This is a genomic window from Xanthomonas sp. NCPPB 3570, from assembly GCF_056725115.1.
This window is the reverse complement of sequence record NZ_CM161513.1, coordinates 3,601,533-3,625,806: the sequence shown is the minus strand read 5'-3', so window position 1 is coordinate 3,625,806 and position 24,274 is coordinate 3,601,533. Positions and strand designations below refer to the sequence as shown.

The 24,274-nt window shown below is 72.2% G+C and carries 22 protein-coding genes; 18 read left to right on the top strand and 4 right to left on the bottom strand.

Annotation, left to right across the window (positions count from 1 at the left end; translation table 11 throughout):
* Window positions 1-166 precede the first annotated feature (166 nt).
* Window positions 167-709 carry an O-acetyl-ADP-ribose deacetylase gene (locus AC1PLR_RS15655; RefSeq protein WP_481101584.1) on the bottom strand — a complete coding sequence of 181 codons (543 nt, stop codon included), beginning with the start codon at window positions 707-709 and terminating at the stop codon, window positions 167-169.
* 125 nt (window positions 710-834) lie between these two features.
* Between AC1PLR_RS15655 and AC1PLR_RS15650 the strand changes: the two genes are divergently transcribed.
* Entirely contained in the window at window positions 835-1,332 is a 498-nt protein-coding gene (locus AC1PLR_RS15650) for a hypothetical protein (RefSeq protein WP_481101583.1), read from the top strand.
* A gap of 22 nt (window positions 1,333-1,354) precedes the next feature.
* Here the strand turns inward: AC1PLR_RS15650 and AC1PLR_RS15645 are convergent, their stop codons facing one another.
* On the bottom strand, window positions 1,355-1,870 hold the full coding sequence (locus AC1PLR_RS15645) for a methyltransferase family protein (protein ID WP_481101582.1): 516 nt from the start codon (window positions 1,868-1,870) through the stop codon (window positions 1,355-1,357).
* A 263-nt stretch (window positions 1,871-2,133) separates the two neighbouring features.
* Here AC1PLR_RS15645 and AC1PLR_RS15640 point away from each other — a divergent pair, with 263 nt between their 5' ends.
* From AC1PLR_RS15640 to xdhC, 15 genes are all read left to right on the top strand, one after another.
* Window positions 2,134-3,234: a nucleoside hydrolase gene (locus AC1PLR_RS15640; protein ID WP_481101581.1), complete on the top strand. Its 1,101-nt coding sequence runs from the start codon at window positions 2,134-2,136 to the stop codon at window positions 3,232-3,234.
* A gap of 197 nt (window positions 3,235-3,431) precedes the next feature.
* Window positions 3,432-4,889: an AtzE family amidohydrolase gene (locus AC1PLR_RS15635; protein ID WP_481101580.1), complete on the top strand. Its 1,458-nt coding sequence runs from the start codon at window positions 3,432-3,434 to the stop codon at window positions 4,887-4,889.
* The gene (locus AC1PLR_RS15630) at window positions 4,889-6,469 is read left to right on the top strand and encodes a gamma-glutamyltransferase family protein (protein WP_481101579.1); all 1,581 of its coding nucleotides are present in this window, start codon (window positions 4,889-4,891) and stop codon (window positions 6,467-6,469) included. Before AC1PLR_RS15635 ends, AC1PLR_RS15630 begins: the two co-directional genes overlap by 1 nt.
* A 5-nt stretch (window positions 6,470-6,474) precedes the next feature.
* Window positions 6,475-6,876 (top strand): tetratricopeptide repeat protein, encoded by a 402-nt coding sequence (locus AC1PLR_RS15625; protein ID WP_481101578.1) that lies wholly within the window; start codon window positions 6,475-6,477, stop codon window positions 6,874-6,876.
* Between the two features lie 145 nt (window positions 6,877-7,021).
* Window positions 7,022-7,945, top strand: a complete 924-nt coding sequence (locus AC1PLR_RS15620) for a LysR family transcriptional regulator (RefSeq protein ID WP_481101577.1) — start codon at window positions 7,022-7,024, stop codon at window positions 7,943-7,945.
* Between the two features lie 754 nt (window positions 7,946-8,699).
* Window positions 8,700-9,944, top strand: coding sequence for an allantoate amidohydrolase (locus AC1PLR_RS15615; RefSeq protein WP_481103618.1), 1,245 nt, complete (start codon window positions 8,700-8,702; stop codon window positions 9,942-9,944).
* A gap of 52 nt (window positions 9,945-9,996) precedes the next feature.
* Window positions 9,997-11,193 carry a pyridoxal-phosphate-dependent aminotransferase family protein gene (locus tag AC1PLR_RS15610; protein WP_481103617.1) on the top strand — a complete coding sequence of 399 codons (1,197 nt, stop codon included), beginning with the start codon at window positions 9,997-9,999 and terminating at the stop codon, window positions 11,191-11,193.
* The gene (gene puuE / locus AC1PLR_RS15605) at window positions 11,190-12,080 is read left to right on the top strand and encodes an allantoinase PuuE (protein ID WP_481101576.1); all 891 of its coding nucleotides are present in this window, start codon (window positions 11,190-11,192) and stop codon (window positions 12,078-12,080) included. The genes AC1PLR_RS15610 and puuE overlap by 4 nt, the downstream gene beginning before the upstream one ends.
* Entirely contained in the window at window positions 12,077-12,457 is a 381-nt protein-coding gene (gene hpxZ, locus AC1PLR_RS15600; RefSeq protein ID WP_010341517.1) for an oxalurate catabolism protein HpxZ, read from the top strand. Before puuE ends, hpxZ begins: the two co-directional genes overlap by 4 nt.
* Window positions 12,454-12,945: a 2-oxo-4-hydroxy-4-carboxy-5-ureidoimidazoline decarboxylase gene (gene uraD, locus AC1PLR_RS15595; protein ID WP_481101575.1), complete on the top strand. Its 492-nt coding sequence runs from the start codon at window positions 12,454-12,456 to the stop codon at window positions 12,943-12,945. Before hpxZ ends, uraD begins: the two co-directional genes overlap by 4 nt.
* A gap of 17 nt (window positions 12,946-12,962) precedes the next feature.
* Window positions 12,963-14,384 carry an FAD-dependent oxidoreductase gene (locus AC1PLR_RS15590; protein ID WP_481103616.1) on the top strand — a complete coding sequence of 474 codons (1,422 nt, stop codon included), beginning with the start codon at window positions 12,963-12,965 and terminating at the stop codon, window positions 14,382-14,384.
* On the top strand, window positions 14,348-14,713 hold the full coding sequence (uraH, locus tag AC1PLR_RS15585) for a hydroxyisourate hydrolase (RefSeq protein ID WP_481101574.1): 366 nt from the start codon (window positions 14,348-14,350) through the stop codon (window positions 14,711-14,713). The genes AC1PLR_RS15590 and uraH overlap by 37 nt, the downstream gene beginning before the upstream one ends.
* A 1-nt stretch (window position 14,714) precedes the next feature.
* A complete protein-coding gene (gene xdhA, locus AC1PLR_RS15580; RefSeq protein ID WP_481101573.1) occupies window positions 14,715-16,187 on the top strand; it encodes a xanthine dehydrogenase small subunit in 1,473 nt (490 codons plus the stop codon).
* Window positions 16,180-18,510 (top strand): xanthine dehydrogenase molybdopterin binding subunit, encoded by a 2,331-nt coding sequence (gene xdhB, locus AC1PLR_RS15575; RefSeq protein ID WP_481101572.1) that lies wholly within the window; start codon window positions 16,180-16,182, stop codon window positions 18,508-18,510. Before xdhA ends, xdhB begins: the two co-directional genes overlap by 8 nt.
* Entirely contained in the window at window positions 18,500-19,564 is a 1,065-nt protein-coding gene (xdhC, locus tag AC1PLR_RS15570) for a xanthine dehydrogenase accessory protein XdhC (protein WP_481101571.1), read from the top strand. Before xdhB ends, xdhC begins: the two co-directional genes overlap by 11 nt.
* Before the next feature lie 392 nt (window positions 19,565-19,956).
* Here xdhC and cysK read toward each other — a convergent pair whose 3' ends face one another.
* On the bottom strand, window positions 19,957-20,916 hold the full coding sequence (gene cysK / locus AC1PLR_RS15565) for a cysteine synthase A (protein WP_019801348.1): 960 nt from the start codon (window positions 20,914-20,916) through the stop codon (window positions 19,957-19,959).
* Between the two features lie 25 nt (window positions 20,917-20,941).
* Entirely contained in the window at window positions 20,942-22,135 is a 1,194-nt protein-coding gene (cobA, locus tag AC1PLR_RS15560) for a uroporphyrinogen-III C-methyltransferase (protein WP_481101570.1), read from the bottom strand.
* Window positions 22,136-22,301: 166 nt separating this feature from the next.
* On the opposite strand from cobA, the gene AC1PLR_RS15555 reads away from it, so the two are divergent.
* A complete protein-coding gene (locus tag AC1PLR_RS15555; protein WP_209030980.1) occupies window positions 22,302-23,285 on the top strand; it encodes a LysR family transcriptional regulator in 984 nt (327 codons plus the stop codon).
* A 315-nt stretch (window positions 23,286-23,600) separates the two neighbouring features.
* Entirely contained in the window at window positions 23,601-24,188 is a 588-nt protein-coding gene (locus tag AC1PLR_RS15550) for an LURP-one-related family protein (protein WP_481101569.1), read from the top strand.
* The last annotated feature ends 86 nt before the right edge of the window (window positions 24,189-24,274 follow it).

Below are 24,274 nucleotides of genomic sequence, written 5' to 3'. Positions count from 1 at the left end.
GCAATCACTCTTTGCGGCGTCCCCCGACACGGTGTCGGGGAAACACCGACACCCCGCGACGCCCCGCAACGTCAATCAGTGAGCAGATGCCTGGAATCCGAGGCAGCCTACGCCCGTCGCAGGCCAGGTGCCCATGTCTGGCGCGGTGCTGCCAGCGAACGGGCGCTCAGGCGGCGGTGGCGCACTGCGCGTCGCGCAGCGCCTGCCGATACGCCTTGGCGGTGGCGTCGTTGTAGGCCACCAGGATGATCCGCTTCGGCACCGCGTGCGCGCGCTGCCAGGCGTCGGTTTCGGCGACCGCAATGCGCGCGGCCTGGTGCAGCGGGTAGCCGTAGACGCCGCAGCTGATCGCCGGGAACGCCACCGAGTGCAGGCCCATCTGTTCGGCCAGGCGCAGGGTGCGCCAGTAGCAGTTGGCGAGCAGGGCCGGTTCGTTGTGGGCGCCGTCGCGCCACACTGGCCCGACGGTATGCAGCACATGCAGCGCCTTGAGCCGATGGCCCGCGGTGGCGCGCACCTCGCCGACCGGGCAGCGCACGCCCGGCTTGAGTTCGGGCAGGCGCCGGCATTCTTCCAGCAGGTCCGGGCCGGCGGCACGGTGGATGGCGCCGTCCACACCGCCGCCGCCGAGCAGGGACTCATTGGCGGCGTTGACGATCGCGTCCACGTCGAGCTGGGTGATGTCGCCTTGCCAGATTTCGATCTTCATGCGCCGATCTTTAGGGGAGCCGAATGATGGATGCGTGAGGGTGTTTCCACCGCCGCCGCGCGTTGCCACGGCCGCTTAACCGGCCAGCGGCAAGACTGACGCGCCTCCATCTCAGCACCTGCGACATGAACCCGAACCCGCCGCCGCCACAGGTCGCCGAGGCCCTCGCCCAGGGCCAGATCATCAAGGCGATCAAGCTGCTGCGCGCGCACAGCGGCATGGACCTGCGCAGCGCGAAGGAGCAGGTCGATGCCTGGCTGCTGGCCGGTGCGGCGCGCTCGGTGACGGAGTTGCTCGACCGCCACGCGTCCGCTGCCGCGGCAGGCGCGATACCGGCAACGTCGGCCCCGGCGCAAACGCCGACCGAGGAACGGCGCCTGCCACCGGCGGCGGAACTGGCGCTGCGTCGCGGCGAGCGGCGCAAGGCCGCCAAGCTGGTGTTCGAGCAGTATCCGGACATGTCGCTGCGCGAGGCGCTGGAGATGGTGCAGCGGCATCTGCGCTCGGCGCCGACGCTGGGTGCCGCCTCGACCGTGGCCGCCGGCGACCGCGGCGGGGCCTGGCGTTGGGTGCTGCTGGCGCTGCTGCTGGCCGCGGCGGCGGCCTGGTGGCTGACACGCTGAGGCGTGCCGGCCCGGCCGGTGGCTACAGCCAGCGCGCGACCTGCGCGCAGTAGCGCGCATAGGCGCTGCCGAAGCGCTCGCGCAGGCGCGCTTCCTCGTAGGGGATCACCACCCACTGCAAGGCCAGCAACGGCAAGGGCAGCAACAGCGCCGACCACGGCCAGCCGATCTGCACGCTCAAGCCGAGGTAGCTCAGGGTCAGGCTGACGTACATCGGGTTGCGGGTCAGCCGGTAGGGGCCGTGGCAGACCAGGTGCGAGGGCGCGCGCTCGGGCAGCAGGGTGGTGCGGTCGCGCGCGAACAGCACGAAGCACCAGCACGCCAGCAGCAGGCCGGCGAGCGCGACCACGCCGCCGCCCAGTTGCAGCCAGGCCAGCGCGGCGCCCTGCGGCAGCGGGAGTGGTAGCGCGTGCTGCAGGCTGGCGCCGAGCAGCAGCGCCAGCAGGAAGTGCGCCGGAGAGGTCGTGCGGACCAGCAACGGCACGCGCGCCTGTGCGCGCGCAGGCGCTTGCTCGGTTCGGTCGGTTCGTTCGTGCATGCGGTCCTTCCCTGGTTCGGTTGCGGCCACGCAAGTTTACGCGGCTGCCCCCGGCGGACGCGCGCGAGCGCGTCACGAATGGCACGGGCGCGACCCGGCAGCGCCTCGTCGTGCGTGGCAGTGCGCGCAAACCGGATTACCCTAGCGCCCGCGCGGCACGTCGCCGGCGCTCGCGTTTCGACGTGTCGCGTCGTTCCACGTCGATCGCGCCCGATGCGCCGGTCGTTTCCCGTTTCCCGTTCCGCCACCCACTGTCCCGCCTCATGCCAATCGCTTCCGCCAGCACCGCCACCATCCCGCGTCGCCGGGTCATCCTCGAGGACGACATCGACGGCTTCACCCCTGCGCAGCTGCTGTTGCTGCAATCGCCGGAGGTCGAGGTGCTCGGCATCTCGGTGGTCAGCGGCAACATCTGGCGCGACGAGGCGCTGGCGCATACGCGCCGGTTGCTGGAAATCGCCGGGCGCGGCGAGGTGCCGGTGCTGCCCGGCCCGGTGTTCCCGCTGCTCAACAGCGAACTGGCCACCGAGCGCTGGGAGGCGCTGTACGGCAAGTTGCTGTGGAAGGGCGCGTGGACCCGGCAATGGGTCGAGCACGACACCGTGCAGAGCGCACCGCGCTACCACGCCCACGACGTGGTCCCGGACCTGCCGCTGGGCAATCCCACGGTGGTGCAGGCGGCCAGCGAGCCGGCGGCGCTGTTCATGATCCGCAAGGTGCGTGAGTTCCCCGGCGAGGTCAGCATCGTCGCCACCGGGCCGTTGACCAACCTGGCCCTCGCGCAGCGGCTGGATCCGGAGTTCGCCTCGCTGGCCAAGGAACTGGTCTACATGGGCGGCAGCCTCAATCCGCGACAGCGCCGCGACAGCGTGTCGGCGGCGCAGTTCGCGCGCGAGTTCGTCAATTCGCCGCGGCGCGAGTTCAACATCCGCTGGGATCCGGAGGCGGCCAGCATCGTGATGCGTTCGCCCTGGCGGCGCATGGTGATGGTGCCGGTGGATCCGTCCACCGCTACCGAACTGACCCCGCAGCTGCTGGCGCGGATGAGCGCGGCCGACACGCCGATCGGCCATGCGCTGCGCCGGCGCGAACCCGGCTTCCCGATGTGGGACGAACTGGCCACCGCGGTGTGGCTGCGTCCGGAACTGGCCACGGTCAGCGAGACCCTGTACGTGGACACCAACACCGAGTTCGGCGCCGGCTACGGCGACATCCTGTCGTGGGCGCCGGGCTACCAGCCGGGCCTGGGCGAACAGGCGCAGCAGGTGGTGCGCGAGGTCGACGTGGACGCGATCGAGCAGTTGCTGGTGGAGCGCCTGACCGCGCCGCAGCCGCCGGCGCTGGGCGCGCCGCTGCCGGCGTAGGGCGGGCCATCGGCCCACGGCCGGTCGGGCGCTGCGCTGCGCTGCGTGACGCTGGCGCCGTCCGCGCCAGGCCGAAGGGTGACGGACGCGTCGCTGGAGGACATGCCCGCTGCTCGGGCGGGTTGCGCGAACTGCGCGTTGCAGGCGACGCTGGCGATCGACAGCGTGCACCGTTCCCCCTCCATCGAGACGAGCTCATGCAGATCCCAGCGACCTGGCAGGCCGGTATCCAGCGCAACGCCGAGCTGCTGCGCGGCTACGCGGACCTGCTGCAGGACTTCGCGGCGCCGCCGCCACCGCCAGCGCCGCAGGAGGGCGGGGTCGTCGCGCCGCTGGTGGCGGCCACGCGCGCCGACGGCAGCGCCGCACGGCGACACGCGCAGCAGGCGCTGGCGCAGATCGACCGCGGCAATCCGCAGTTGTGCGCGGTGACGCGGCCGCTGCCGGCGCGCGCCGAGGCCGATGCGGCGCGCGTGCAGGCGGCATTGGCCGGTGGCGGCGACGGCGGTGCGCTGGCCGGGGTGCCGTTCGTGGTCAAGGACCTGTTCGATGTCGCCGGCCTGGCGACCACCGCCGGCGCCGCGCTGCGCGCCGACGCTGAGCCGGCCACGTGCGATGCGGCGGTGCTGCGGCGCCTGACCGAGGCCGGCGCAGTGCTGGTCGGCACCGCCAACATGGACGAGTTCGCCTACGGCTTCGCCACGGTCAACGCGCACTACGGCACCACCGCCAATCCGCACGATCCGCAGCGCCTGGCCGGCGGTTCCTCCGGCGGCTCGGCGGCGGCGGTGGCGGCGCGCTGGGTGCCGTTCGCGCTGGGCTCGGACACCAACGGCTCGATCCGTGTGCCGGCGGCGCTGTGCGGCATCTACGGCCTGCGCCCGAGCCATGGCAGCCTGGCGATGGACGGCGTGTTCCCGTTCGTCGAGGCCTTCGACGTGGTCGGGCCGTTCGCGACCACGGTCGCCGACCTGCGCGTGGTGTACGAGGCCATGCGCGGGCAGCGGCTGCCGTCGCCGGATCCCGCGGGCTTGCGCGTGGCGCGCCTGGACGGCTGGTTCCGACGCAATCTCGATCCGGAACTGGACGCCGGCCTGGCCGCGCTGCACGCCGCGTTGGGCGGCAACGCCTGGCGCGAACTGCCGCAGGCCGAACGCGCCCGCGCGGCGGCGTTCGTGATGACCGCGGCCGAGGGCGGCTATCGCCATCGCCAGGCGCTGGCCGCGCATGGCGACCGCTTCGATCCGGCCACGCGCGATCGCCTGCTCGCCGGGCTGCAACTGCCGGCCGCGGCCATCGCCGATGCGCAGCGGTTCGGCGCCTGGTTCGCCGAGGCGATGCAGCGCCTGTGGGACGAGGTCGACGTGCTGCTGGCGCCGGCCACGCCGTGCGCGGCGCCGCGCATCGACCAGGAGACGATTCAGATCGACGGGGCGGCGGTGTCGGCGCGCGCCAATCTCGGCGTGTTCACCCAGCCGCTGGGCCTGGCGCGTTGCCCGGTGCTGGCCGCACCGCTGTACCGCCCGGGGCAGTTGCCGCTGGGCGTGCAACTGATCGCTGCGCCAGGGCGCGAGGACCGCCTGTTCGCGCTCGCTGCGCAACTGGAACGCGCCGGCCTGATCGGCGCGACCCCGCCGTCGCTGGAGCCGCGCTGATGCTGCACACCCTGCGGTCGCGGCGCGGCATGGTGGTCGCCCCGCATCATCTCGCCGCGCAGGCCGGGCGCGACGTGCTGCGCGACGGCGGCAGCGCGGTGGAGGCGGCGGTGGCGACCGCGGCCTGCCTGGCGGTGGTCTATCCGCACATGACCGGCATCGGCGGCGACGGCTTCTGGCTGATCGCCGAACCGGACGGCCGCGTGCATGCGATCGACGCCTGCGGCCGTGCCGCGCAGGGCGCCACGCTGCAGCACTATGCCGGGCAGGCGGCGATTCCATGGCGCGGTCCGGGCGCGGCCAACACCGTCGCCGGCACCGTGTCCGGCTGGGCGCTGGCCTTGCGCCAGAGCGAGGCGCGGCTGCCACTGGCGCGCCTGCTCGACGACGCCATCCAGCATGCCGCGGCCGGCGTGCCGGTCACCCTGGGCGGCAGTGCCGTCGCCGCGGCCAAGGGCGCCGAACTGCGCGCCCAGCCCGGCGCCTACGCGGCGATCTTCGAGGCCGCCGGGCGGCCGCTGCGCGAGGGCGAACTGCTGCGCCAGCCGCAACTGGCCGCCACCCTGCAGCGCCTGGCCGCGGCCGGCCTGGACGATTTCTACCGCGGCGCGCTCGCCGCCGACCTCGCCGCCGACCTGCAGGCGCTGGGCAGCCCGCTGCGCGCCGCCGATCTGGCCGCGCACCAGGCCGAGGCCAGCGTGCCGCTGTCGGTGGCGGTCGCCGGCGCGCGCCTGTACAACCACGCGCCGCCGACCCAGGGCCTGGCCTCGCTGCTGATCCTGGCGCTGTTCGACCGCCTGGCCGTGGACCGGGCCGATGGCTACGCGCACCTGCACGGCCTGGTCGAAGCGACCAAGCAGGCGTTCCTGATCCGCGATGCGCACGTCGGCGACCCGGCCTGGATGACCCTGGACGCGCAGGCGCTGCTCGACGATGCCGGCGCGCTCGACGCGATGGCCGCGCGCATCGATCCTGCGCGCGCGCTGCCGTGGCCGCAGCCGTCGCAGGCCGGCGACACCGTCTGGTTCGGTGCGATCGACGGCGCCGGCCGTGCGGTCAGCTGCATCCAGTCCACCTATTTCGAATTCGGTTCCGGGCTGGTGCTGCCGCGCAGCGGCATCGTCTGGCAGAACCGCGGCTGCAGCTTCCGTCTTGCGGCCGACGGCTGGAACGCGCTGGCGCCCGGGCGCAAACCCTTCCATACGCTCAATCCGGCGCTTGCACGCTTCGACGACGGCCGGCTGATGGCCTACGGCACCATGGGCGGCGAAGGCCAGCCGCAGACCCAGGCGGCACTGTTCAGCCGCTACGCCCGGTTCGGCGTGCCGCTGCAGCAGGCGGTCAGCGCGCCACGGTGGCTGCTCGGCCGCACCTGGGGCGAGGACAGCACCACGCTGAAACTGGAGGACCGCTTCGACCCCGCCGTGGTGCAGGCCTTGCGCGCGGCCGGGCACGCGGTCGAACTGCTGCCGCCGTTCACCGCGGTGATGGGTCACGCCGGCGCGCTGGTGCGCGAGGCCGACGGCACCTTGAGTGGTGCCAGCGACCCGCGCAGCGATGGGGCGGTGGCAGGGTGGTAGGCGCGTTGCCTGCTGCCGATGCCGGCACGCACGCCGGCCGCGACGCCCTGTTGCGTGCCAGGGCGCTGGTGCATGCGGCGATGACCGATCCGCAGGGCGGGACCGCGGCGTTGATGCAGGCCGAGTCGCTGCTGCTGGCCGCGCTGGCGGCGGCGCCGGACGATGCCGCACTGCTCACCGGCCTGGGGGCGCTGCAGTGCGACCTGGGGCGCTACGCCGATGCGGTCGACGCGTTGCAGCGCGCCGTGCGGCTGCAGTCGGACGACCGCCACACCTATTTCAATCTCGGCGTGGCGCTGCTCAACAGCGGCGACGGCGCGCAGGCGATGCAGCGGTTCGGGCAGGCAGCCACACTGGTGGGATTGGCGGCGACCTGGGAGGCCTATTTCGATCCGCAGGCGCAATGAGGCGCGGCGCGCGCCATGCCATCCACGTCTGCGGTGCAACGCCGCGCACGCCACGCCGGCGGCAGCGCTTCCGTACCATGGCCCTGGCGCGCCGCTCTCGCCGCATCCGCGCAGTGTGTTGGGTACCCAGGGACTTCGAGCCGCCATGCTGACCTTTTCCCGCTTCACCCGTTATTTCATGGAAGTGGCGCACTGGCGCAGCATCCGCCGCGCCTCCGAGGCGCTGCACGTGTCGGCGTCGGCGATCGACCGGCAGATCCTCAAGGCCGAGCAGGAACTGGGCGTGCAGTTGTTCGAACGCTTGCCGGGCGGCCTGCGCCTGACCAGCGCCGGCGAATTGCTGCTGGTGGACATGCGGCGCTGGGAGAAGAGCTACCAGCGCACGCTGGAACTGTTCGACGAACTGAAGGGGCTACGCCGCGGCCACGTCGAGATCGCGATGATCGACGCCTTGAGCGAGGGCATCGTGGTCGATGCCCTGGCGCACCTGATCGACGCGCACCCGGGCCTGACCTTCAACCTGCAGACCGAGGACAACCAGAAGGTGGCCGACAAGGTGGTCGCGGCGGAAGTGGATGTCGGGCTGTTGCTGGATCCGGTCAGCGGCATCGACCTGGAGGTAGTCGCCTTCGCCGAGATCCCGCTGGGCCTGTGCATGCCAGTGGGGCATCCGCTCAGCGGCAGGGCGAGCCTGCAGTTGAACGACCTGCTCGGCGAGCATCGCCTGCTGCTGCCGGCGGCGCCGCTGATCGTCAACGAACACGCCAAGGCGGTGTATCAGCGCCAGCACATCGACACGCGCCGCTGCATTCGCTGCAACGACGTGCGCACGCTGCGCGCGCTGGTGCGCCAGGGCGTCGGCGTGGGCCTGCTGTCGCAATTGGACGTGCTCGCCGACCTGGCCGACGGGCGGCTGGCGTTCGTGCCCTTGCGCGAGGGCCTGGCCAGGCCGATGACGCTGGCGCTGTGCGTAGCGCCGCAGCGACAACTGTCCAGGGCGGCGCAGGCCATGCTCAAGGTGTTGGCGCCGCGGGTGGAAGCGATCCTGGAGCCGCGCACGGGCGCGTAGCGCCTAGCCCCTCTCCCATCGGGGCGACAGGGTGCGTCTTGCGCGTCACTGACGCGCGCACCCTGGGTGCACGAGGCTGCGCCCGTACCCTCATCCGCCCCTTCGGGGCACCTTCTCCCGATGGGAGAAGGGAAGCGCCTAGCCCCTCTCCCACCGGGAGAGGGGTTGGGGTGAGGGTCCGGAGCGAAAGCGACTCGTGGAGCCGGGTGCACGAGGCTGCCGCCCGTACCCTCATCCGCCCCTTCGGGGCACCTTTTCCCGGGGGAGAAGGAAGAGCGAGTCCCTCTCCCACCGGGAGAGGGGTTGGGGTGAGGGTCCGGCGCGAAAGCGACTCGTGGAGCCCGGGTGCACGAGGCTGCCGCCCGTACCCTCATCCGCCCCTGCGGGGCACCTTCTCCCCGGGGGGAGAAGGGAGGCGCCTAGCCCCTCTCCCACCGGGAGAGGGGTTGGGGTGAGGGTCCGGCCCAGCGGTGCCGGCAATGAGGCGCCGCGGTGGCATCTGCACCCGTTGCATTTTTTGCAATGCATCCACGCGAAAACGGCGTTTGCCTGCATTTGTAACGCTTCGTATAGTCCCTACGAACGCTGCGAATCGTCATTTTTAACTCGCCAATCCATTGAATTTAAATGGATTTCTGGCGGTTGGTGCCCGCCAGCGCTCGCTTCTTTCTTCCTTCGTGACCGTGCCATGTTCGCCAGCCACGTCCCTCCCGCCGCCACGGCGCCTGCACCGGCCACGGCCTTGACGCCGCCGATGGCCAGCGCGGGCCTGCGCGCGGTCGCGCGCTGCGACGCGCTCGGCGTGGCGCCCTACAGCGACACCGCGCATGGCCTGTTCCGCGGCTGGCTGAGTCCGGCCCATCGCGCCGCTGTGGCGGCGGTGGCGGGGTGGATGGCCGAGGCCGGCCTGCACACCCGCATCGACCCGGCCGGTAATCTGCTCGGTCGCTACGAAGGCGTCGTCGCGCAGGCGCCGGCGCTGCTGATCGGCAGCCACCTGGACAGCGTGCGCGACGCCGGCCGCTACGATGGCCCGCTCGGGATCATGCTCGGCATCGAATGCGTGGCGGCGCTGCACGCGCAGGGCCGGCGGCTGCCGTTTGCCATCGAGGTGATCGCCTTCGGCGACGAGGAAGGCTCGCGCTTCCCGGCATCGATGCTGAGCAGCCGCGCGGTGGCCGGCACGCTGGATCCGGCGGCCCTGCAGGTGCACGACGGCGACGGCATCGCCCTGGCCGAGGCGCTGGCCGCCTGGGGCCTGGACATCGCGCTGCTGCCGCGTGCGGCGCGCGCGCCGCAGGAGGTGCTGGCGTATCTGGAAGCGCATATCGAACAAGGGCCAGTGCTGGAGGCCGAGGGGCTGGCGCTGGGGGCGGTCAGCGGTATCGCTGCGCAGCGCCGTTACCGCGCACTGCTGCTGGGCCGCGCCGGCCACGCCGGCACCACGCGGATGGACCTGCGTGCCGATGCGCTGGCCGCCGCCGCCGAGTGCGTGCTGGCGGTGGAGCAGGTGGCGCGCAGCGGCCCGGCGGACCTGGTGGCCACGGTCGGGCGCCTGCAGGCGGCGCCGGGCGCGGTCAACGTGGTGCCGGGGCGGGTCGAGTTCTCGATCGACGTGCGCGCCGGCACCGATGCCGTTCGCGATGCCGCGGCCGAGGCGATCGCGCAGCGCCTGCATGCGATCGCCGCCGCGCGCGGCGTGCAGTTGGAGTTGCAGTGCGTACAGGACCTGCCGGCCAGTCCCTGCGCGCCGCGCCTGGTCGCAGCGCTGGAAACTGCCATCGCCGCGCAGGGCATCGCGCCGCGGCGGCTGGTGTCCGGTGCCGGCCACGACGCGATGGTGATGGCCGCGCTGTGCCCGACCGCGATGCTGTTCCTGCGCTGCGCCGGCGGCGTCAGCCACCACCCTGCCGAACGCGTGGATCCCGCCGACGCCGACCTGGCGGTGGCGGCGATGCTGCACTTCCTCGATTCCCTGGGAGACACCCTTGTCCGTTGAGCCGCTGCCCGCCGACCTGTTCGGCGAGATCGATCCGCCGCAACGCCTGCTGATGGGGCCGGGCCCGGTCAATGCGCATCCGCGCGTGCTGCGTGCGATGTCCGCGGACCTGCTCGGCCAGTTCGATCCGGAAATGACCGGCTACATGAACCAGGTGATGGCCCTGTACCGGCCGCTGTTCGGCACCGAGAACCACTGGACCTTCCTGGTCGACGGCACCGCGCGCGCCGGCATCGAGGCGGCGCTGGTGTCGCTGGTGGCGCCGGGCGAGCGCGTGCTGGTGCTGAACTTCGGCCGCTTCGGCCTGCTGCTGGGCGAGATCCTCGGCCGCATCGGCGCGGTGGTCGAGAACGTGGAGGCGCCGTGGGGCGAGGTGGTGCCGATGACGGCGGTGGCCGACGCGATCGAACGCTTCGCGCCGAAGTTGGTCGCCTGCGTGCACGGCGACACTTCGACCACGATGGCGCAGCCGCTGGACGGCCTTGGCGCGCTGTGCCGTGCCGCCGGCGCGCTGTCCTACGTCGATGCCACCGCGACCATCGGCGGCATGCCGATCGCCAGCGACGCCTGGGGCGTGGACGTGGTCACCGGCGGTCTGCAGAAGTGCCTGGGCGGGCCGTCCGGCTCGGCGCCGATCACCGTCTCCGCACAAGCAGCCGAGGCGATCTTCGCGCGCCGCCACGTCGAGCGCGGCATCGTCCGCGATGACATCGCCAACGGCCGCGGCGTGCGCATCGGCTCGAACTACTTCGACCTGGCGATGGTGATGGACTACTGGTCCGACAAGCGCCTGAACCACCATACCGAGGCCACCAGCATGCTGTACGCGGCGCGCGAATGCGCGCGCGTGGCGCTGCAGGAAGGCCTGCCGGCGCGCTTCGCGCGGCACGCGGCGGCCGGCCGCGCGGTGGCCGCCGGCGTGCGCGCGCTGGGGCTGCAGGTGTTCGGCGACGACCGCCACCGCATGGCCAACGTCACCGGCGTGGTGATTCCCCCTGGCATCGACGGCGAGGCGGTGCGGCGGCGCCTGCGCGAGGATTTCGAGATCGAGATCGGCACCGCGTTCGGGCCGTTGCAGGGCAAGCTGTGGCGGATCGGCGCGATGGGCTACAACGCGATGAAGCACAAGGTGCTGATCACCCTGGGCGCGCTGGAGGCGGTGCTGCGCGCCGAAGGCCATGCTGGCGCGTCCGGCGCCGCGGTGGACGCGGCGCTGGCCGCCTGGCACGCCGACGGAGCGCCGCGATGAACGCGGCGCGCGACCTGGTCGGCTATGGCGCGCAGCCGCCGGATCCGCAGTGGCCGGGTGGCGCGCGGGTGGCGCTGCAGTTCGTGCTCAATTACGAGGAGGGCGCCGAGAACTGCGTGCTCAACGGCGATGCCGGCTCGGAAGCGTTCCTGTCAGAGATGGTCGGTGCGCACAGCCACGCGGGCGCACGCGCGATGGCCATGGAGAGCCTGTACGAATACGGCAGTCGCGCCGGCTTCTGGCGGCTGCAGCGGCTGTTCGCCGCGCGCGGCGTACCGGTGACCGTGTTCGGCGTGGCGCAGGCGCTGGCGGCCAATCCCGCGGCGGTGCAGGCGATGCGCGAGGCCGACTGGGAGATCGCCAGCCACGGCCTGCGCTGGATCGACTACCAGCAGGTGCCGGAGGCGACCGAGCGCGCGCACATCGCCGCGGCGATCGCCTTGCACACGCAGGTGACCGGTGCGCGCCCGCTGGGCTGGTACCAAGGGCGCACCAGCCCCAACACGGCGCGGCTGGTGGCCGAGGAAGGCGGCTTCGTCTACGACGCCGACAGCTACGCCGACGACCTGCCGTACTACGACCGCCGCCACGGCCGCGCGCAACTGGTGGTGCCGTACACGCTGGACGCCAACGACATGAAGTTCGTCGCCTACAACGGCTTCGCCGACGGCGAACCGTTCTTCCGCTACCTGCGCGACGGCTTCGAACAGTTGTGCACCGAGGGCGGGCGGATGATGTCGGTCGGCCTGCACGGGCGCATCGCCGGGCGCCCGGCGCGCGCCCTGGCGCTGGCCCGCTTCCTGGATCACGTGCTTGCCAGCGGCCAGGCCTGGATCGCGCGGCGCATCGACATCGCCCGCCACTGGCAGCGGGTGCATCCGGCATGATCCTCAACGCGCCAGAGGTGCTGGCCGAAGTGCAGGCGGCGTTCGCCGCCTACGAGCGCGCGTTGATGGACGACGACGTCGCCGCGCTGGACCGGCTGTTCCACGATGCGCCGACCACGGTGCGCTACGGCGTCGGCGAGGCCTTGTACGGCGCCGACGCCATCCGTGCGTTCCGGCGCGGCCGCGGCGGCTCGCCGCAACGGCGGCTGCTGCGCGTGCAGATCGTCGCTTACGGGCGCGACTTCGCCACCGCCGATGCCGAGTTCCAGCGCCACGGCAGCCCGCGCCGCGGCCGCCAGAGCCAGAGCTGGGTGCGCTTCGCCGACGGCTGGAAGGTGGTGTCGGCGCATGTGTCGCTGCAGGGGGACCACGCATGAGCGACGTCGACTGGAATGCGTTGCCCGAGGCCGCGTTCGTCGCGCGCCTGCATGCGCTGTTCGAGCATTCGCCGTGGGTGGTGCAGCGCGCCGCGGCGCGGCGCCCGTTCGCCGACCTGCATGCCGGCCTGCTGCAGGTGCTGCACGCGGCCAGCGCCGAGGAGCAACTGGCGCTGATCCGCGCGCATCCGGAACTGGCCGGCAAGGCCGCGATCGACGGCGATCTGACCGCCGCCTCGGCTGCCGAGCAGGCGCAGGCCGGGCTGGATCGCCTCAGCGCCGAGGAGTTCGCCCGCTTCCACGCGCTCAATGCCGCCTACCGCGCGCGTTTCGATTTTCCGTTCGTGGTCTGCGTGCGGCTGACCGACAAGGCCGGCATTCTCGCCGCGATGCAGGCGCGGCTGGCGAACACGCGCGAGGCCGAGATCGCCACCGCCCTCGACGAGATCGGCAAGATCGCGCGGCTGCGCCTGGAGGCGCTGTCGTGAGCGCCGCAGCAGGCGGGCTGCAGGCGCTGTCGGCGCAGGTCGCGCGCGAACTGCAGTGGCTCGGCCACGGCGGGCCCGACTGGACCCGCGCGCAGCAGCACGACGGCGAGCATGTCTACGACGTGGTCGTGGTCGGCGGCGGCCAGAGCGGGCTGGGTGCGGCCTTCGGCCTGCTGCGCGAGCGCATCTCCAACCTGCTGGTGATCGACGAGAACCCGGCCGGCCAGGAAGGGCCATGGGTCACCTACGCGCGCATGGTCACCCTGCGCACGCCCAAGGAGCTGAGCGCGCTGGACTTCGGCATGCCGTCGCTGACCTTCCGCGCCTACTGGGAAGCCCGGCATGGCGTCGCGGCCTGGGACGCGCTGGGCAAGATTCCGCGCGCGGACTGGATGGACTATCTGCGCTGGTACCGCGAGGTGCTTGGCCTGCCGGTGCGTAACCAGGCGCGGCTGCTGCGCATCGAGCCGCTGCCGACCCGGCGCCTGCACCGCCTGCACCTGGACGGCGGCGACACGTTGCTGGCGCGCAAGGTGGTGCTGGCCACCGGCATCCAGGGTGGTGGGCAATGGCACGTGCCGTCGCTGGTGGCCGGCAAGCTGGCCCGCGCGCGTTACGCGCACACCTCCGAGGCGATCGACTACGCGGCGCTGGCCGGGCGCCGCATCGGCATCCTCGGCGGTGGCGCCTCGGCTTTCGACAACGCCCAGCACGCGCTGGCCGCCGGCGTCGGCGAGGTGCACGTGTTCGTGCGCCGCAACGCGCTGCCGCGGGTCAATCCGATCCGGCACATGGAACGCAGCGGCATCATTCCGCGCTTTGCCGCACTGCCCGATGCCGACAAGTACGCGATGATGGCCAGCTTCTTCCGCCGCAATCAGCCGCCGACCAACGACACCTTCGAACGCGCCGCGGCCTGGCCCAATTTCCACCTGCACCTGGGCAGCCCGTGGCAGGACGTGGCCGAGACCGCCGACGGCGTGCTGGTCACCACGCCGCACGGGCGCCTGCCGTTCGACTTCGTGGTGCTGTCCACCGGCCTGGTCACCGACCCGGCGCTGCGCCCGGAACTGGCGGCGGTGGCCGACGGCATCGCGCGTTGGCGCGACCGTTACCGCCCGCCGCCGGGACAGGAACTGCCGCTGCTGGATGCGCATCCCTACCTGGGCCCCGGCTTCGAGTTGCTGCCGCGCACCCCGGCGCACGCGGCGGCGCTGCACGGCCTGTTCGCGTTCAACTATTCGGCGCTGCTGAGCCTGGGCCTGTCGGCAGCGGCGCTGTCCGGGCTGAAGCACGCGTTGCCGCGGCTGGTGAAGGCGGTCGCCGACCAACTGTTCCTGGACGAGCGCGAGGCGATGCTTGCCGCGTACATGGACTACGCCGAACCCGAATTCGTCGGCCAATGGCCGATGCCGCACCTGGAGGAAGCTGTCGGATGAGTAGCCTGTCGACCCATGTGCTGGACCTGAGTCGCGGGCTGCCCGCCGCCGGCGTGGCGCTGCGCCTGTTCGCCGGCGAGACGTTGCTGCATGCGGACGTCACCGATGCCGACGGGCGCTGTCCGGCGCTGCGCGCGCTGACTCTGGCAGCGGGACGTTATCGGCTGGAATTTGCCGTGGCCGACTACTTCCGCAGCGGCGGCGTCGCCTTGCCCGAACCGCCGTTCCTGGACGTGGTGCCGATCGCGTTTGGCCTGGCCGAGGCTGGGCATTGCCACGTGCCGCTGCTGGTCTCGCCATTCGGCTACTCCACCTACCGGGGCAGCTGAGATGGACACGGTGCGCTTCCTGCTCGACGGACAGGTGATGGAACTGGACGCGGCGGACCCGACCGCCAGCGTGCTCGACCTGTTGCGCTACCGGCTTGGCCGCACAGGCAGCAAGGAAGGCTGCGCCGAAGGCGATTGCGGCGCGTGCACGGTTCTGGTCGGCGAACTGGCCGCTGGCGAGGGTGCCGAGGGCGACGAGCAGGTGCGCTGGCGTGCGCTCAATGCCTGCATCCTGTTCGTGCCGATGCTCGACGGCAAGGCGCTGCTGACGGTGGAAAGCCTGGCCGTCGGTGGCGCGCTGCATGCCGTGCAGCAGGAACTGGTGCAGCGTCATGGCTCGCAGTGCGGCTTCTGCACGCCCGGCTTCGTGATGTCGCTGTACGCGCGCAGCATCGGCGCGCTCGGCACCGGCCAGGCGGCCCTGGCCGACGTGCTCGCCGGCAACCTGTGCCGCTGCACCGGTTATGGACCGATCCTGGACGCCGGCGCGGCGGTGCCGCCGGCGCCGCGCGACGATGCGCCCACCCTGGCCGGCCTGCGCGCGCTGCGCCGCACCGCCGCGCTGGCCCAGCCCCATGCCGACGCCGCCACCGGGCGCGCGCGCCGTGCCACCGCGCCGCGCAGCGCCGACGCGCTTGCCGCCTTGCTGCTGCAGCGGCCCGAGGCGCGCCTGGTCGCCGGCGCGACCGATGTCGGCCTGTGGGTGACCAAGCAGCAGCGTGTGCTCGACGACGTGGTGTTCATCGGCGACATCCCCGAGTTGCGCCTGCTGCAGGACACCGCGGACGGGCTGCGCATCGGCGCCTGCGTGCGCTACAGCGAGGCGCAGGCCGCGCTGGCGGCGTTGCACCCGGCGCTGGGCGAGCTGTTGCGGCGCATCGGCGGGACCCAGGTACGCAATGCCGGCACCATCGGCGGCAACATCGCCAACGGCTCGCCGATCGGCGACATGCCGCCGGCGCTGATCGCGCTCGGCGCCAGCCTGACCCTGCGCCGCGGCGACGTGCGGCGCACGCTGCCGCTGGAGGACTTCTTCCTGGCCTACGGCCGCCAGGCCCTGCAGCCGGGCGAGTTCGTCGAACACGTGGACGTGCCGCGGCCGCCCGCGGACCTGCTGTACCGCGTCGACAAACTGAGCAAGCGCTTCGACAGCGACATCTCCGCGGTCTGCGGCGCGTTCGCGCTGCGCATCGGCGATGGCACGGTGCGCCAGGCGCGCATCGCCTTCGGCGGCATGGCCGGCACGCCGCAACGCGCGCGCGGCGCCGAGCAGGCCCTGCTCGGGCAGCCGTGGAGCGCGGCCACGATCGAGGCCGCCGCCGCGGCGCTGGCGCAGGACTTCCGCCCGCTCAGCGATGTGCGCGGCTCGGCCGGGTACCGCCTGGCGGTCGCGGCGAACCTGCTGCGGCGGGTGTGGATCGGGCACGCGCATCCGCACGAGCCGCTGTCGGTGCTGGAGCTGGCCGATGGCTGACGGTCCGAACTCCGCCTCCGCCGCATCCTCGCAGGTGCACCGCGCGCTGCGCCATGACAGCGCGCCGGCGCATGTCAGCGGCCAGGCGCGCTACATCGACGACCTGCCCGAGCCACCCGGCCTGCTGCACCTTGCGTTCGGCCTGAGCGAACATCCGCATGCACGCGTGCTGCGCCTGGACCTGGCGCCGGTGCGCGCGGCACCCGGCGTGGTGGCGGTGTTCGCCGCCGCCGATATTCCCGGCGAGAACAATGTCGCCCCGGTCGCGCACGACGATCCGCTGTTCGCCGGCGACACGGTGCTCTATCACGGCCAGCCGTTGTTCGTGGTGGCCGCCGACAGCCATGCCGCGGCGCGGCGCGCGGCGCGCCTGGCGCGGGTCGAGTACGCGCCGTTGCCGGCGCTGCTGACCATCGCCGAGGCGCGCGCCGCTGGCGCGGTGCTGGAGCCGGCGCAGCGCATGGCACGCGGCGGCGATGTCGATGCCGCCCTGGCGGCGGCGCCGCGCCGCTGCAGCGGTGCGCTGGAGATCGGCGGGCAGGAGCATTTCTACCTGGAAGGACAGATCGCCGTGGCCCTGCCCGGCGAGCAGGGCCAGGTGCACGTGCTGTCCTCGACCCAGCATCCGAGCGAGGTGCAGCACCTGATCGCGGCGCTGCTCGGCCTGGACAGCGCCGACGTGACCGTGGAAGTGCGGCGCATGGGCGGTGCGTTCGGCGGCAAGGAGACCCAGGCGGCGGCGCCGGCGGCGGCCTGCGCACTGGTCGCCGCGCTGACCGGCCGCCCGGCCAAGCTGCGCTACGACCGCGACGACGACATGCGCATCACCGGCAAGCGCCACGACTTCCAGGTCGACTACCAGGTCGGCTTCGACGACGACGGCCGCATCCTGGCGCTGCGCCTGGAGCTGGCCTCGCGCTGCGGCGCCACCACCGACCTGTCGCTGGCGATCAACGACCGCGCGATGTTCCATGCCGACAACTGCTATTGGCTGCCGGTGGTGGAGATCGTCTCGCACCGCTTGCGCACGCACACCGTGTCCAACACCGCGTTCCGCGGCTTCGGCGGACCGCAGGGCATGCTGGCGATCGAACGCGTGCTGGACGCTGTGGCTGCCGCGCTGGGCCGCGATGCGCTGGCGGTGCGCCAGGCCAACCTGTACGCGGCGCCGCACCGCAACGTCACCCCGTACGGCATGGCCGTGCAGGACAACGTCGCGCCGGCGCTGATCGAGGAACTGGCCGCGCGCGCCGACTATCCCGCGCGGCAGGCGGCGGTGGCGGCGTTCAACGCGCGCCACCGGGTGCTGAAGAAGGGCCTGGCGCTGACCCCGGTGAAATTCGGCATCAGCTTCACCACCACCCATCTCAACCAGGCCGGCGCACTGGTGCTGGTCTATGCCGACGGCTCGGTGCAGCTCAACCACGGCGGCACCGAGATGGGTCAGGGGCTGATGATCAAGGTCGCGCAGATCGTCGCCGACGTGTTCGGCATCGACACCGCGCGCGTGCGCATCACCGCCACGCGCACCGACAAGGTGCCCAACACCTCGGCCACCGCAGCGTCCTCGGGCACCGACCTCAACGGCATGGCGGCCTACAACGCGGCCAGCGAGATCCGCGCGCGCCTGGCCGTGCTGGCCGCCGAGCGCGGCGGCGTGACGCCGGCGCAGGTGCGCTTCGCCGACGGCAAGGTCGTGGCCGGCAGCGTCGAACTGGACTTCGGCGCGCTGTGCCGGCAGGCGCACATGGCGCGCATCTCGCTGGCGGCCAGCGGCTACTACGCCACGCCGAAGATCCACTACGACCGCGCCAGCCACCGCGGCCGCCCGTTCTACTACTTCGCCTACGGCGCGGCACTGAGCGAAGTGGTGATCGACACCCTGACCGGCGAACACAAGGTGCTGGCAGTGGACGTGCTGCACGACGTCGGCCGCTCGCTGAACCCGGCGATCGACCTGGGCCAGATCGAGGGCGGCTTCGTCCAGGGCATGGGCTGGCTGACCACCGAGGAACTGGTCTACGACGCGCACGGCCGGCTGCTGACCCACGCACCGTCCACCTACAAGATTCCCACCGCGGGGGATCGCCCGGCGCGCATGCGCATCGACCTGTGGGACGGCGGACGCAACGACGAGCCGACCATCCACCGTTCCAAGGCGGTCGGCGAGCCACCGTTGATGCTGGCGATCTCGGTGTTCTCGGCGCTGACCCAGGCGGTGGCCGCGGCGGCGCCAGGCAGCGGCGTGCCCGCATTGGACGCGCCGGCCACCCCGGAACGCATCCTGGCCGCGATCGCGGCACGGCGTGCCGATGCGCGCTGACTGGAGCCTGCACGCCGAAGCGGCGCTGGCGCGCGGCGCGACCGCGCTGATCACGGTGCTGGCCACGGCCGGCTCGACCCCGCGCGAGGCCGGTACGCGCATGCTGGTGAGCGCCGACGGCAGCATCGGCACCATCGGCGGCGGCGTGCTCGAGTGGCGCGCCTGTGCGCTGGCGCGCGACCTGCTGGCGCAGCCGCCGGGCAGCTGGCAGGTGCAGGACTACACGCTGGGCGCGGCGGCGCCGGCGCGCGCGGCGGCCTGCGGCGGCCAGTGCGCGGACTGCGCAGCGCAAGCGCGGGCCGACAATCTGCTCGGGCAGTGCTGCGGCGGGCGCGTGCGCCTGTTGCTGGAGCGGCTGGATCCGGCGCGCAGCGACTGGCTGCGGCAGGCGACGCTGGGGCGCACGCTGTCGACCCGGCTGCAGGTGGACGGCATCGCGCACGCCATCGACGACGCGCCGCCGCAGTCGCTGTCGCTGCGTGCGCCGGCGCCCGCGGCCGGGGCGCTGTTGCAGCAGGCGATCGGCCCACCGCGCACGCCGCTGCTCTTGTTCGGCGCAGGCCATGTCGGCATCGCCATCGCGCGTGCGCTGCGCGAGCTGCCGTTCGCCCTGGACTGGGCCGATCCGCGCGCGGACCTGGCTGCCGCTGCCGATGGTGCCGCGCATCTGGATGAAGCCGCATTGCTCGCGCGTGCCCGCAACGCGCCGACCGACGCGATGCTGCTGATCCTGACCCACGACCATGCCCTGGACTACCGGCTCACCGCCGCGGCGCTGGCCGGCCGTGCCGGCTTCGTCGGCCTGATCGGCTCGGCGTCCAAGCGCGCGCGGTTCCTGTCGCGGCTGCGCCACGACGGCCTGGGCGCGGCCGCGCAGACGCGGCTGACCTGTCCGATCGGCCTGCCCGGGATCGACGGCAAGGCGCCGGCGGTGATCGCGATCGCGGTCGCCGCGCAATTGCTGCAGTGCGTGTCGGCGCTGGACGCGCAGCGTCGTCCGCCCGTGGGGGACGCCGCGTCGCTTCCATTGCAGTCCGCGCTCGCTGCGCGATGACGGCGCAATCGAGCGAAGCGGTGCGCTTTCGGATGGCGCAGTGCGTCGGGACTGAAGTCCCTCCCACAATGCACGCGGCGAGCGCGCCGCACGCCACCCCGTAGGAGCGGCTTCAGCCGCGACGAGCGAAGCGGTGCACTTTCGGATGGCGTAGTGCGTCGGGACTGAAGTCCCTCCCACAATGTCCCAGCCAGCTTGTCGCAAGCCTCCGTCAATGCACCCGGCGAGCGCGCCGCACGCCACCCCGTAGGAGCGGCTTCAGCCGCGACGAATCAAGCGGTGCGCGTTCCTATGGCGCACTGCGTCGTGACCGAAGTCGACCCTGCCGTGCCTCTGGCTGACATGCCGCAACGGCATGGCGACGCGGCGGCATCCCCGCGTCGCCACGACGCTTACGGCAGGCCGGCCAGCCAGTCGTCGTCGCTGCCTTCGTTGATGTCGGCGAACAGCGGCGTGGAGAAGTAGCGCTCGCCGGTGTCCGGCAGCATCGCCAGGATCACTGCGCCGGGCGCCGCGGTCTCGGCCACGCGTAGCGCCGTGGCCACCGTGCCGCCGCCGGAAATGCCGGTGAAGATGCCTTCCTCGGCGGCAAGGCGGCGCGACACCGTGATGGCGTCGGTGTCCTCCACGCTCAGCACCTCGTCGTAGACCTCGCGGTTGAGCACCTCGGGCACGAAGTCCGGGGTCCAGCCCTGGATCTTGTGCGGCTTCCACTCCTGGCCCTGCAGCAGGGCGGCGCCGGCCGGCTCGGTGGCGGTGATGTGCACGTCCGGGCGGGCCAGCCGCAGCACTTCGCCGACGCCGGTGAGGGTGCCGCCGGTGCCCCAGCCGCTGACGAAATGGTCGAGCCGGCGGCCGGCGAAATCGCGCAGGATCTCCGCGGCGGTGGTGCTGCGGTGATAGGCGGGATTGGCCGGGTTGGCGAACTGCCGGGCCAGGAACCAGCCGTGCTGCTTTGCCAGTTCCTCGGCCTTGCGCACCATGCCGCTGCCGCGCTCGGCGGCCGGTGTCAGGATCACCTTGGCGCCGTAGGCGCGCATCAGCTTGCGGCGCTCGATCGAGAAGGTCTCCACCATCGTCGCCACGAACTTGTAGCCGCGCGCGGCGGCCACCATCGCCAGGGCCACGCCGGTGTTGCCGGAGGTCGCCTCGACGATGGTGTCGCCGGGCTTGAGCAGGCCGCGCGCTTCGGCATCGAGCACGATCGCCAGCGCCAGGCGGTCCTTGACCGAACCGCCGGGGTTGAACGCCTCGACCTTGACGTATAGCTCCACGTGCGCCGGCGCCAGGCGTTGCAGCTTGACGATCGGGGTGTGGCCGATGGTGTCGAGGATGTTGTCGTAGATGGCCATGCGTGGGGTCTCCGGAAAGTGCGGGTCAGGCGGCGTGGGCCAGGGTAGGCACGGCCGGCGTCGGGGAAGGTGAGGGCACTGTGCCCAGCGGCGCGGCGCCGAACCAGTGCAGGGTGTCGGCCAGCGCGGCCACTTCGCCCAGGATCAGCAGCGCCGGTGCGCGCACCGCATGCGCGCGGGCAGTGTCGGGCAGGTCGGCGAGGGTGCCGCGCACCACCCGCTGCTCGGCGCGCGAGCCGTTCTCCACCAGCGCGAACGGCGTGCTGGCGGCGCGGCCGGCGGCGAGCAGGCGCGTGCGCACCGTGTCCAGGCCGGCCACGCCCATATACACCGCCAGGGTCTGCCGCTCCTGCGCCAGCGCGGCCCAGTCCAGGGTGTCCAGCGAAGCCTTGCAGTGCGCGGTGACCAGGCGCAGCGACTGCGCATGGTCGCGATGGGTCAGCGGGATGCCGGCGTAGGCGGCGCAGGCCAGCGCAGCGGTGATGCCGGGCACCACCGCGTAGGGCACGCCATGCGCGCGCAGGTATTCCAGTTCCTCGCCGCCGCGACCGAACACGAACGGGTCGCCGCCCTTCAGTCGCACCACCCGGCGTCCGCGCCGCGCGTGTTCCAGCAGCAGCGCGTGGATCTGCTCCTGGGCGACGCTGTGGCCGTCGGCCGACTTGCCGACGGCGATGCGTTGGGTACCCGCCGGTATCAGCTGCAGGATCGCGGCGCTGACCAGGCGGTCGTGCAGGACCACGTCGGCCTGGCGCAGGGCATGCAGCGCGTTGCCGGTGAGCAGGCCGGGATCGCCGGGACCGGCGCCGACCAGGGTCACGCTGCCTGGGCGCAGCGGCAGCGCCTGGTGCGCGGCGGTTTCGGCGGCATCTGCGGCATCTGCGGCGGACGCCGGCGTGGCCGGTACGGCTTGCGCCAGCACCCGCCGGGCCGCGGCGGCCTGCAGCGCCTGCCGGTTGCGCGCCGGATCCTCGCTGGCGGCGATCACGAACCACACGCTCTCCAGCCAGGTGTTGTCGAAGGCGCCGCGTAGCCAGGTCAGCCGGCCCTGCGCGGACAGCGCCTGCAATGCCGGGGTCAGGGTCGGCGCGGCCACCCGTGGCAGGGCGCCGGCGCCCAGCAGCGCCTGTACCTGGCGTTCGGCGGCCGTACCGCCGCCGATCACCAGCACGGCCCGGTCGTGCAGGTCCGGATACAGGGCAATCGGGGCAGGGCTCACAGGATGGCTCGCAACGCGGGGCAGGCGGGAGCGACGACCGTAGCGCCGGCTCATAGCCCCAGGAAATGACTTCATGCCCAACGCAGATAGCTTTCGGTTATAAGGTGAAAGGCCGAATTCCACTACAGTCGAGCGTCCCGCCAGGCGGCGCCTCGCCCTCGTCCCGATGACGCTGACCCAACTCCGCTACCTCGTCGCCATTGCCGATGCCGATCTGAACATCACCCTGGCGGCGGCGCGCGTGCACGCCACCCAGCCGGGGCTGTCCAAGCAGCTCAAGCAACTGGAGGACGAACTGGGCTTCCTGCTGTTCGTGCGCAAGGGCCGCAGCCTGGAGACGGTGACCCCGGCCGGGCGCGAGGTGATCGAACGCGCCCGTGCGGTGCTGGCCGAAGCCAACAACATCCGCACCTACGCGGCCAACCAGCGCCGCGAGAGCCAGGGCCAGCTGACCCTCACCACCACCCACACCCAGGCGCGCTTCGTGCTGCCGCCGGCGGTGGCGCAGATCAAGCAGGCCTATCCGCAGGTCAGCGTGCACCTGCAGCAGGCGGCCGAGAGCGCGGCGCTGGATCTGCTCAGCCAGGGCGATGCCGACATCGCCATCGTCAGCACCGCCGGCACCGCCCCGGCCGCCGGCATCGCCGTCCCGCTGTACCGCTGGCGGCGGCTGGTGCTGGTGCCGCGCGGGCATGCGCTGGACGTACCCAAGCGGGTGCCGGACATGGCCGCGCTGGCGGCGCAGCCGTTGATCAGCTACGAATCCTCCACGCGTGCCGGCTCCTCGCTGCAGCGCGCCTTCGGCCGCCTCGGGCTGGAGCCGCGGATCGCGCTGACCGCGCTCGACGCGGACCTGATCAAGACCTATGTGCGCACCGGGCTGGGCGTCGGCCTGCTGGCGGAAATGGCGGTGAGTGCCAACGACACGGACCTGCGCGCGTGGCCGGCGCCGCCGGAGATTCCCGAGTGCATCGCCTGGGCAGTGCTGCCGCGCGATCGCGTGCTGCGCGACTACGCGCTGGAGCTGGTGCACGTGCTAGCGCCGCAGATCGACACCCGCGACCTGCGCCGGGTGATGGAAGGCAACCAGCAGCCGGACTGGCCGGCGCCGCCGAGCTGGGAAGATCTGACCCAGACCATTACCAGTTGAAGCCGGGAATGGGGAATCGGGATTGGGGAATGGCGACAGCGGTGCCCCGTGCTCGATGCGTCGATTGGCTTATGCAGATTTCCGGGCAAAAGAAGTAAGGGCAACGGCGTCGCGGCCTGCACTGGAATGAAGACCCCGCACCGGCGTGATTGCCTGCCGTGCGCGTTGCCGCAGCGCGAGTCGCCGCCTATCATGCGGCCCCTTCTGCCACCCGGCAGACCGCGACCCTGGGCGTGCCGGCGCCTGCCGGCACCACGCCGCCGCTGTGCGGCCGCCGCCCAGGGCGCGTCGACTTTCCCAACGCAAGGACGCCCGATGCATCCTGTTCTTCAGCACAACCTGTTCTTCGTCAAGGAACAGGTCGGCATGTTCAAGGCCGCCAACAACTACGACGTGTTCGATCCGCACAGCAACCGCAAGCTGCTGGAATGCCGCGAGCCGAACCTGGGCCTGTTCACCAAGATCTTCCGGTTCTCCGACTACAAGCGCATGACCCCGTTCCAGGTGGAAGTGCGGACTCCCGAAGGGCAGAAGGTGCTGACGGTGAAGCGCGGCTTCTCGTTGTTCCTGTCCAAGGTCGAGGTGCTGGACGAGCACGATCGGCTGGTCGGTTCCTTCAGCCAGAAGTTCTTCTCCATCGGCGGCAAGTTCGATGTGCTCGATGCCCAGGGCGCGCCGGTGTGCACGCTGCGCGGCAAGTGGACCAGTTGGGATTTCCGCTTCGTGCAGGGCGAGCGCGAACTGGCGCAGGTGTCCAAGAAGTGGGCCGGGCTCGGCAAGGAGCTGTTCACCAGCGCCGACAACTACATGCTGTCGATCGCCGACAGCGTGCCGGCCGAGGATTCGCGGCGGATCCTGATCATGGCGGCGGTGTTGTGTATCGATATGGTGTTGAAGGAGTGACTTTGACGCCGGGAATGGGGAATCGGGAGTGGGGAATCGCAAAAGCTGGATTCCCGCGGCTGCTGCACCCTGGCCCCTCGCACTGA

What these genes read in the sequence shown, in the direction of transcription:
- uraH (WP_481101574.1), top strand. Translation starts at nt 14,348, where the DNA reads ATGGCCGATGCCGCACCTGGAGGAAGCTGTCGGATGAGTAGCCTGTCG.
- AC1PLR_RS15555 (WP_209030980.1), top strand. Translation starts at nt 22,302, where the DNA reads ATGACGCTGACCCAACTCCGCTACCTCGTCGCCATTGCCGATGCCGAT.
- cysK (WP_019801348.1), bottom strand. Translation starts at nt 20,916, where the DNA reads ATGGCCATCTACGACAACATCCTCGACACCATCGGCCACACCCCGATC.
- hpxZ (WP_010341517.1), top strand. Translation starts at nt 12,077, where the DNA reads ATGATCCTCAACGCGCCAGAGGTGCTGGCCGAAGTGCAGGCGGCGTTC.
- AC1PLR_RS15630 (WP_481101579.1), top strand. Translation starts at nt 4,889, where the DNA reads ATGCTGCACACCCTGCGGTCGCGGCGCGGCATGGTGGTCGCCCCGCAT.
- uraD (WP_481101575.1), top strand. Translation starts at nt 12,454, where the DNA reads ATGAGCGACGTCGACTGGAATGCGTTGCCCGAGGCCGCGTTCGTCGCG.
- AC1PLR_RS15615 (WP_481103618.1), top strand. Translation starts at nt 8,700, where the DNA reads ATGGCCAGCGCGGGCCTGCGCGCGGTCGCGCGCTGCGACGCGCTCGGC.
- AC1PLR_RS15650 (WP_481101583.1), top strand. Translation starts at nt 835, where the DNA reads ATGAACCCGAACCCGCCGCCGCCACAGGTCGCCGAGGCCCTCGCCCAG.
- AC1PLR_RS15655 (WP_481101584.1), bottom strand. Translation starts at nt 709, where the DNA reads ATGAAGATCGAAATCTGGCAAGGCGACATCACCCAGCTCGACGTGGAC.
- xdhA (WP_481101573.1), top strand. Translation starts at nt 14,715, where the DNA reads ATGGACACGGTGCGCTTCCTGCTCGACGGACAGGTGATGGAACTGGAC.
- puuE (WP_481101576.1), top strand. Translation starts at nt 11,190, where the DNA reads ATGAACGCGGCGCGCGACCTGGTCGGCTATGGCGCGCAGCCGCCGGAT.
- AC1PLR_RS15550 (WP_481101569.1), top strand. Translation starts at nt 23,601, where the DNA reads ATGCATCCTGTTCTTCAGCACAACCTGTTCTTCGTCAAGGAACAGGTC.
- AC1PLR_RS15645 (WP_481101582.1), bottom strand. Translation starts at nt 1,870, where the DNA reads ATGCACGAACGAACCGACCGAACCGAGCAAGCGCCTGCGCGCGCACAG.
- AC1PLR_RS15610 (WP_481103617.1), top strand. Translation starts at nt 9,997, where the DNA reads ATGGGGCCGGGCCCGGTCAATGCGCATCCGCGCGTGCTGCGTGCGATG.
- AC1PLR_RS15620 (WP_481101577.1), top strand. Translation starts at nt 7,022, where the DNA reads ATGCTGACCTTTTCCCGCTTCACCCGTTATTTCATGGAAGTGGCGCAC.
- AC1PLR_RS15635 (WP_481101580.1), top strand. Translation starts at nt 3,432, where the DNA reads ATGCAGATCCCAGCGACCTGGCAGGCCGGTATCCAGCGCAACGCCGAG.
- xdhB (WP_481101572.1), top strand. Translation starts at nt 16,180, where the DNA reads ATGGCTGACGGTCCGAACTCCGCCTCCGCCGCATCCTCGCAGGTGCAC.
- xdhC (WP_481101571.1), top strand. Translation starts at nt 18,500, where the DNA reads ATGCGCGCTGACTGGAGCCTGCACGCCGAAGCGGCGCTGGCGCGCGGC.
- AC1PLR_RS15640 (WP_481101581.1), top strand. Translation starts at nt 2,134, where the DNA reads ATGCCAATCGCTTCCGCCAGCACCGCCACCATCCCGCGTCGCCGGGTC.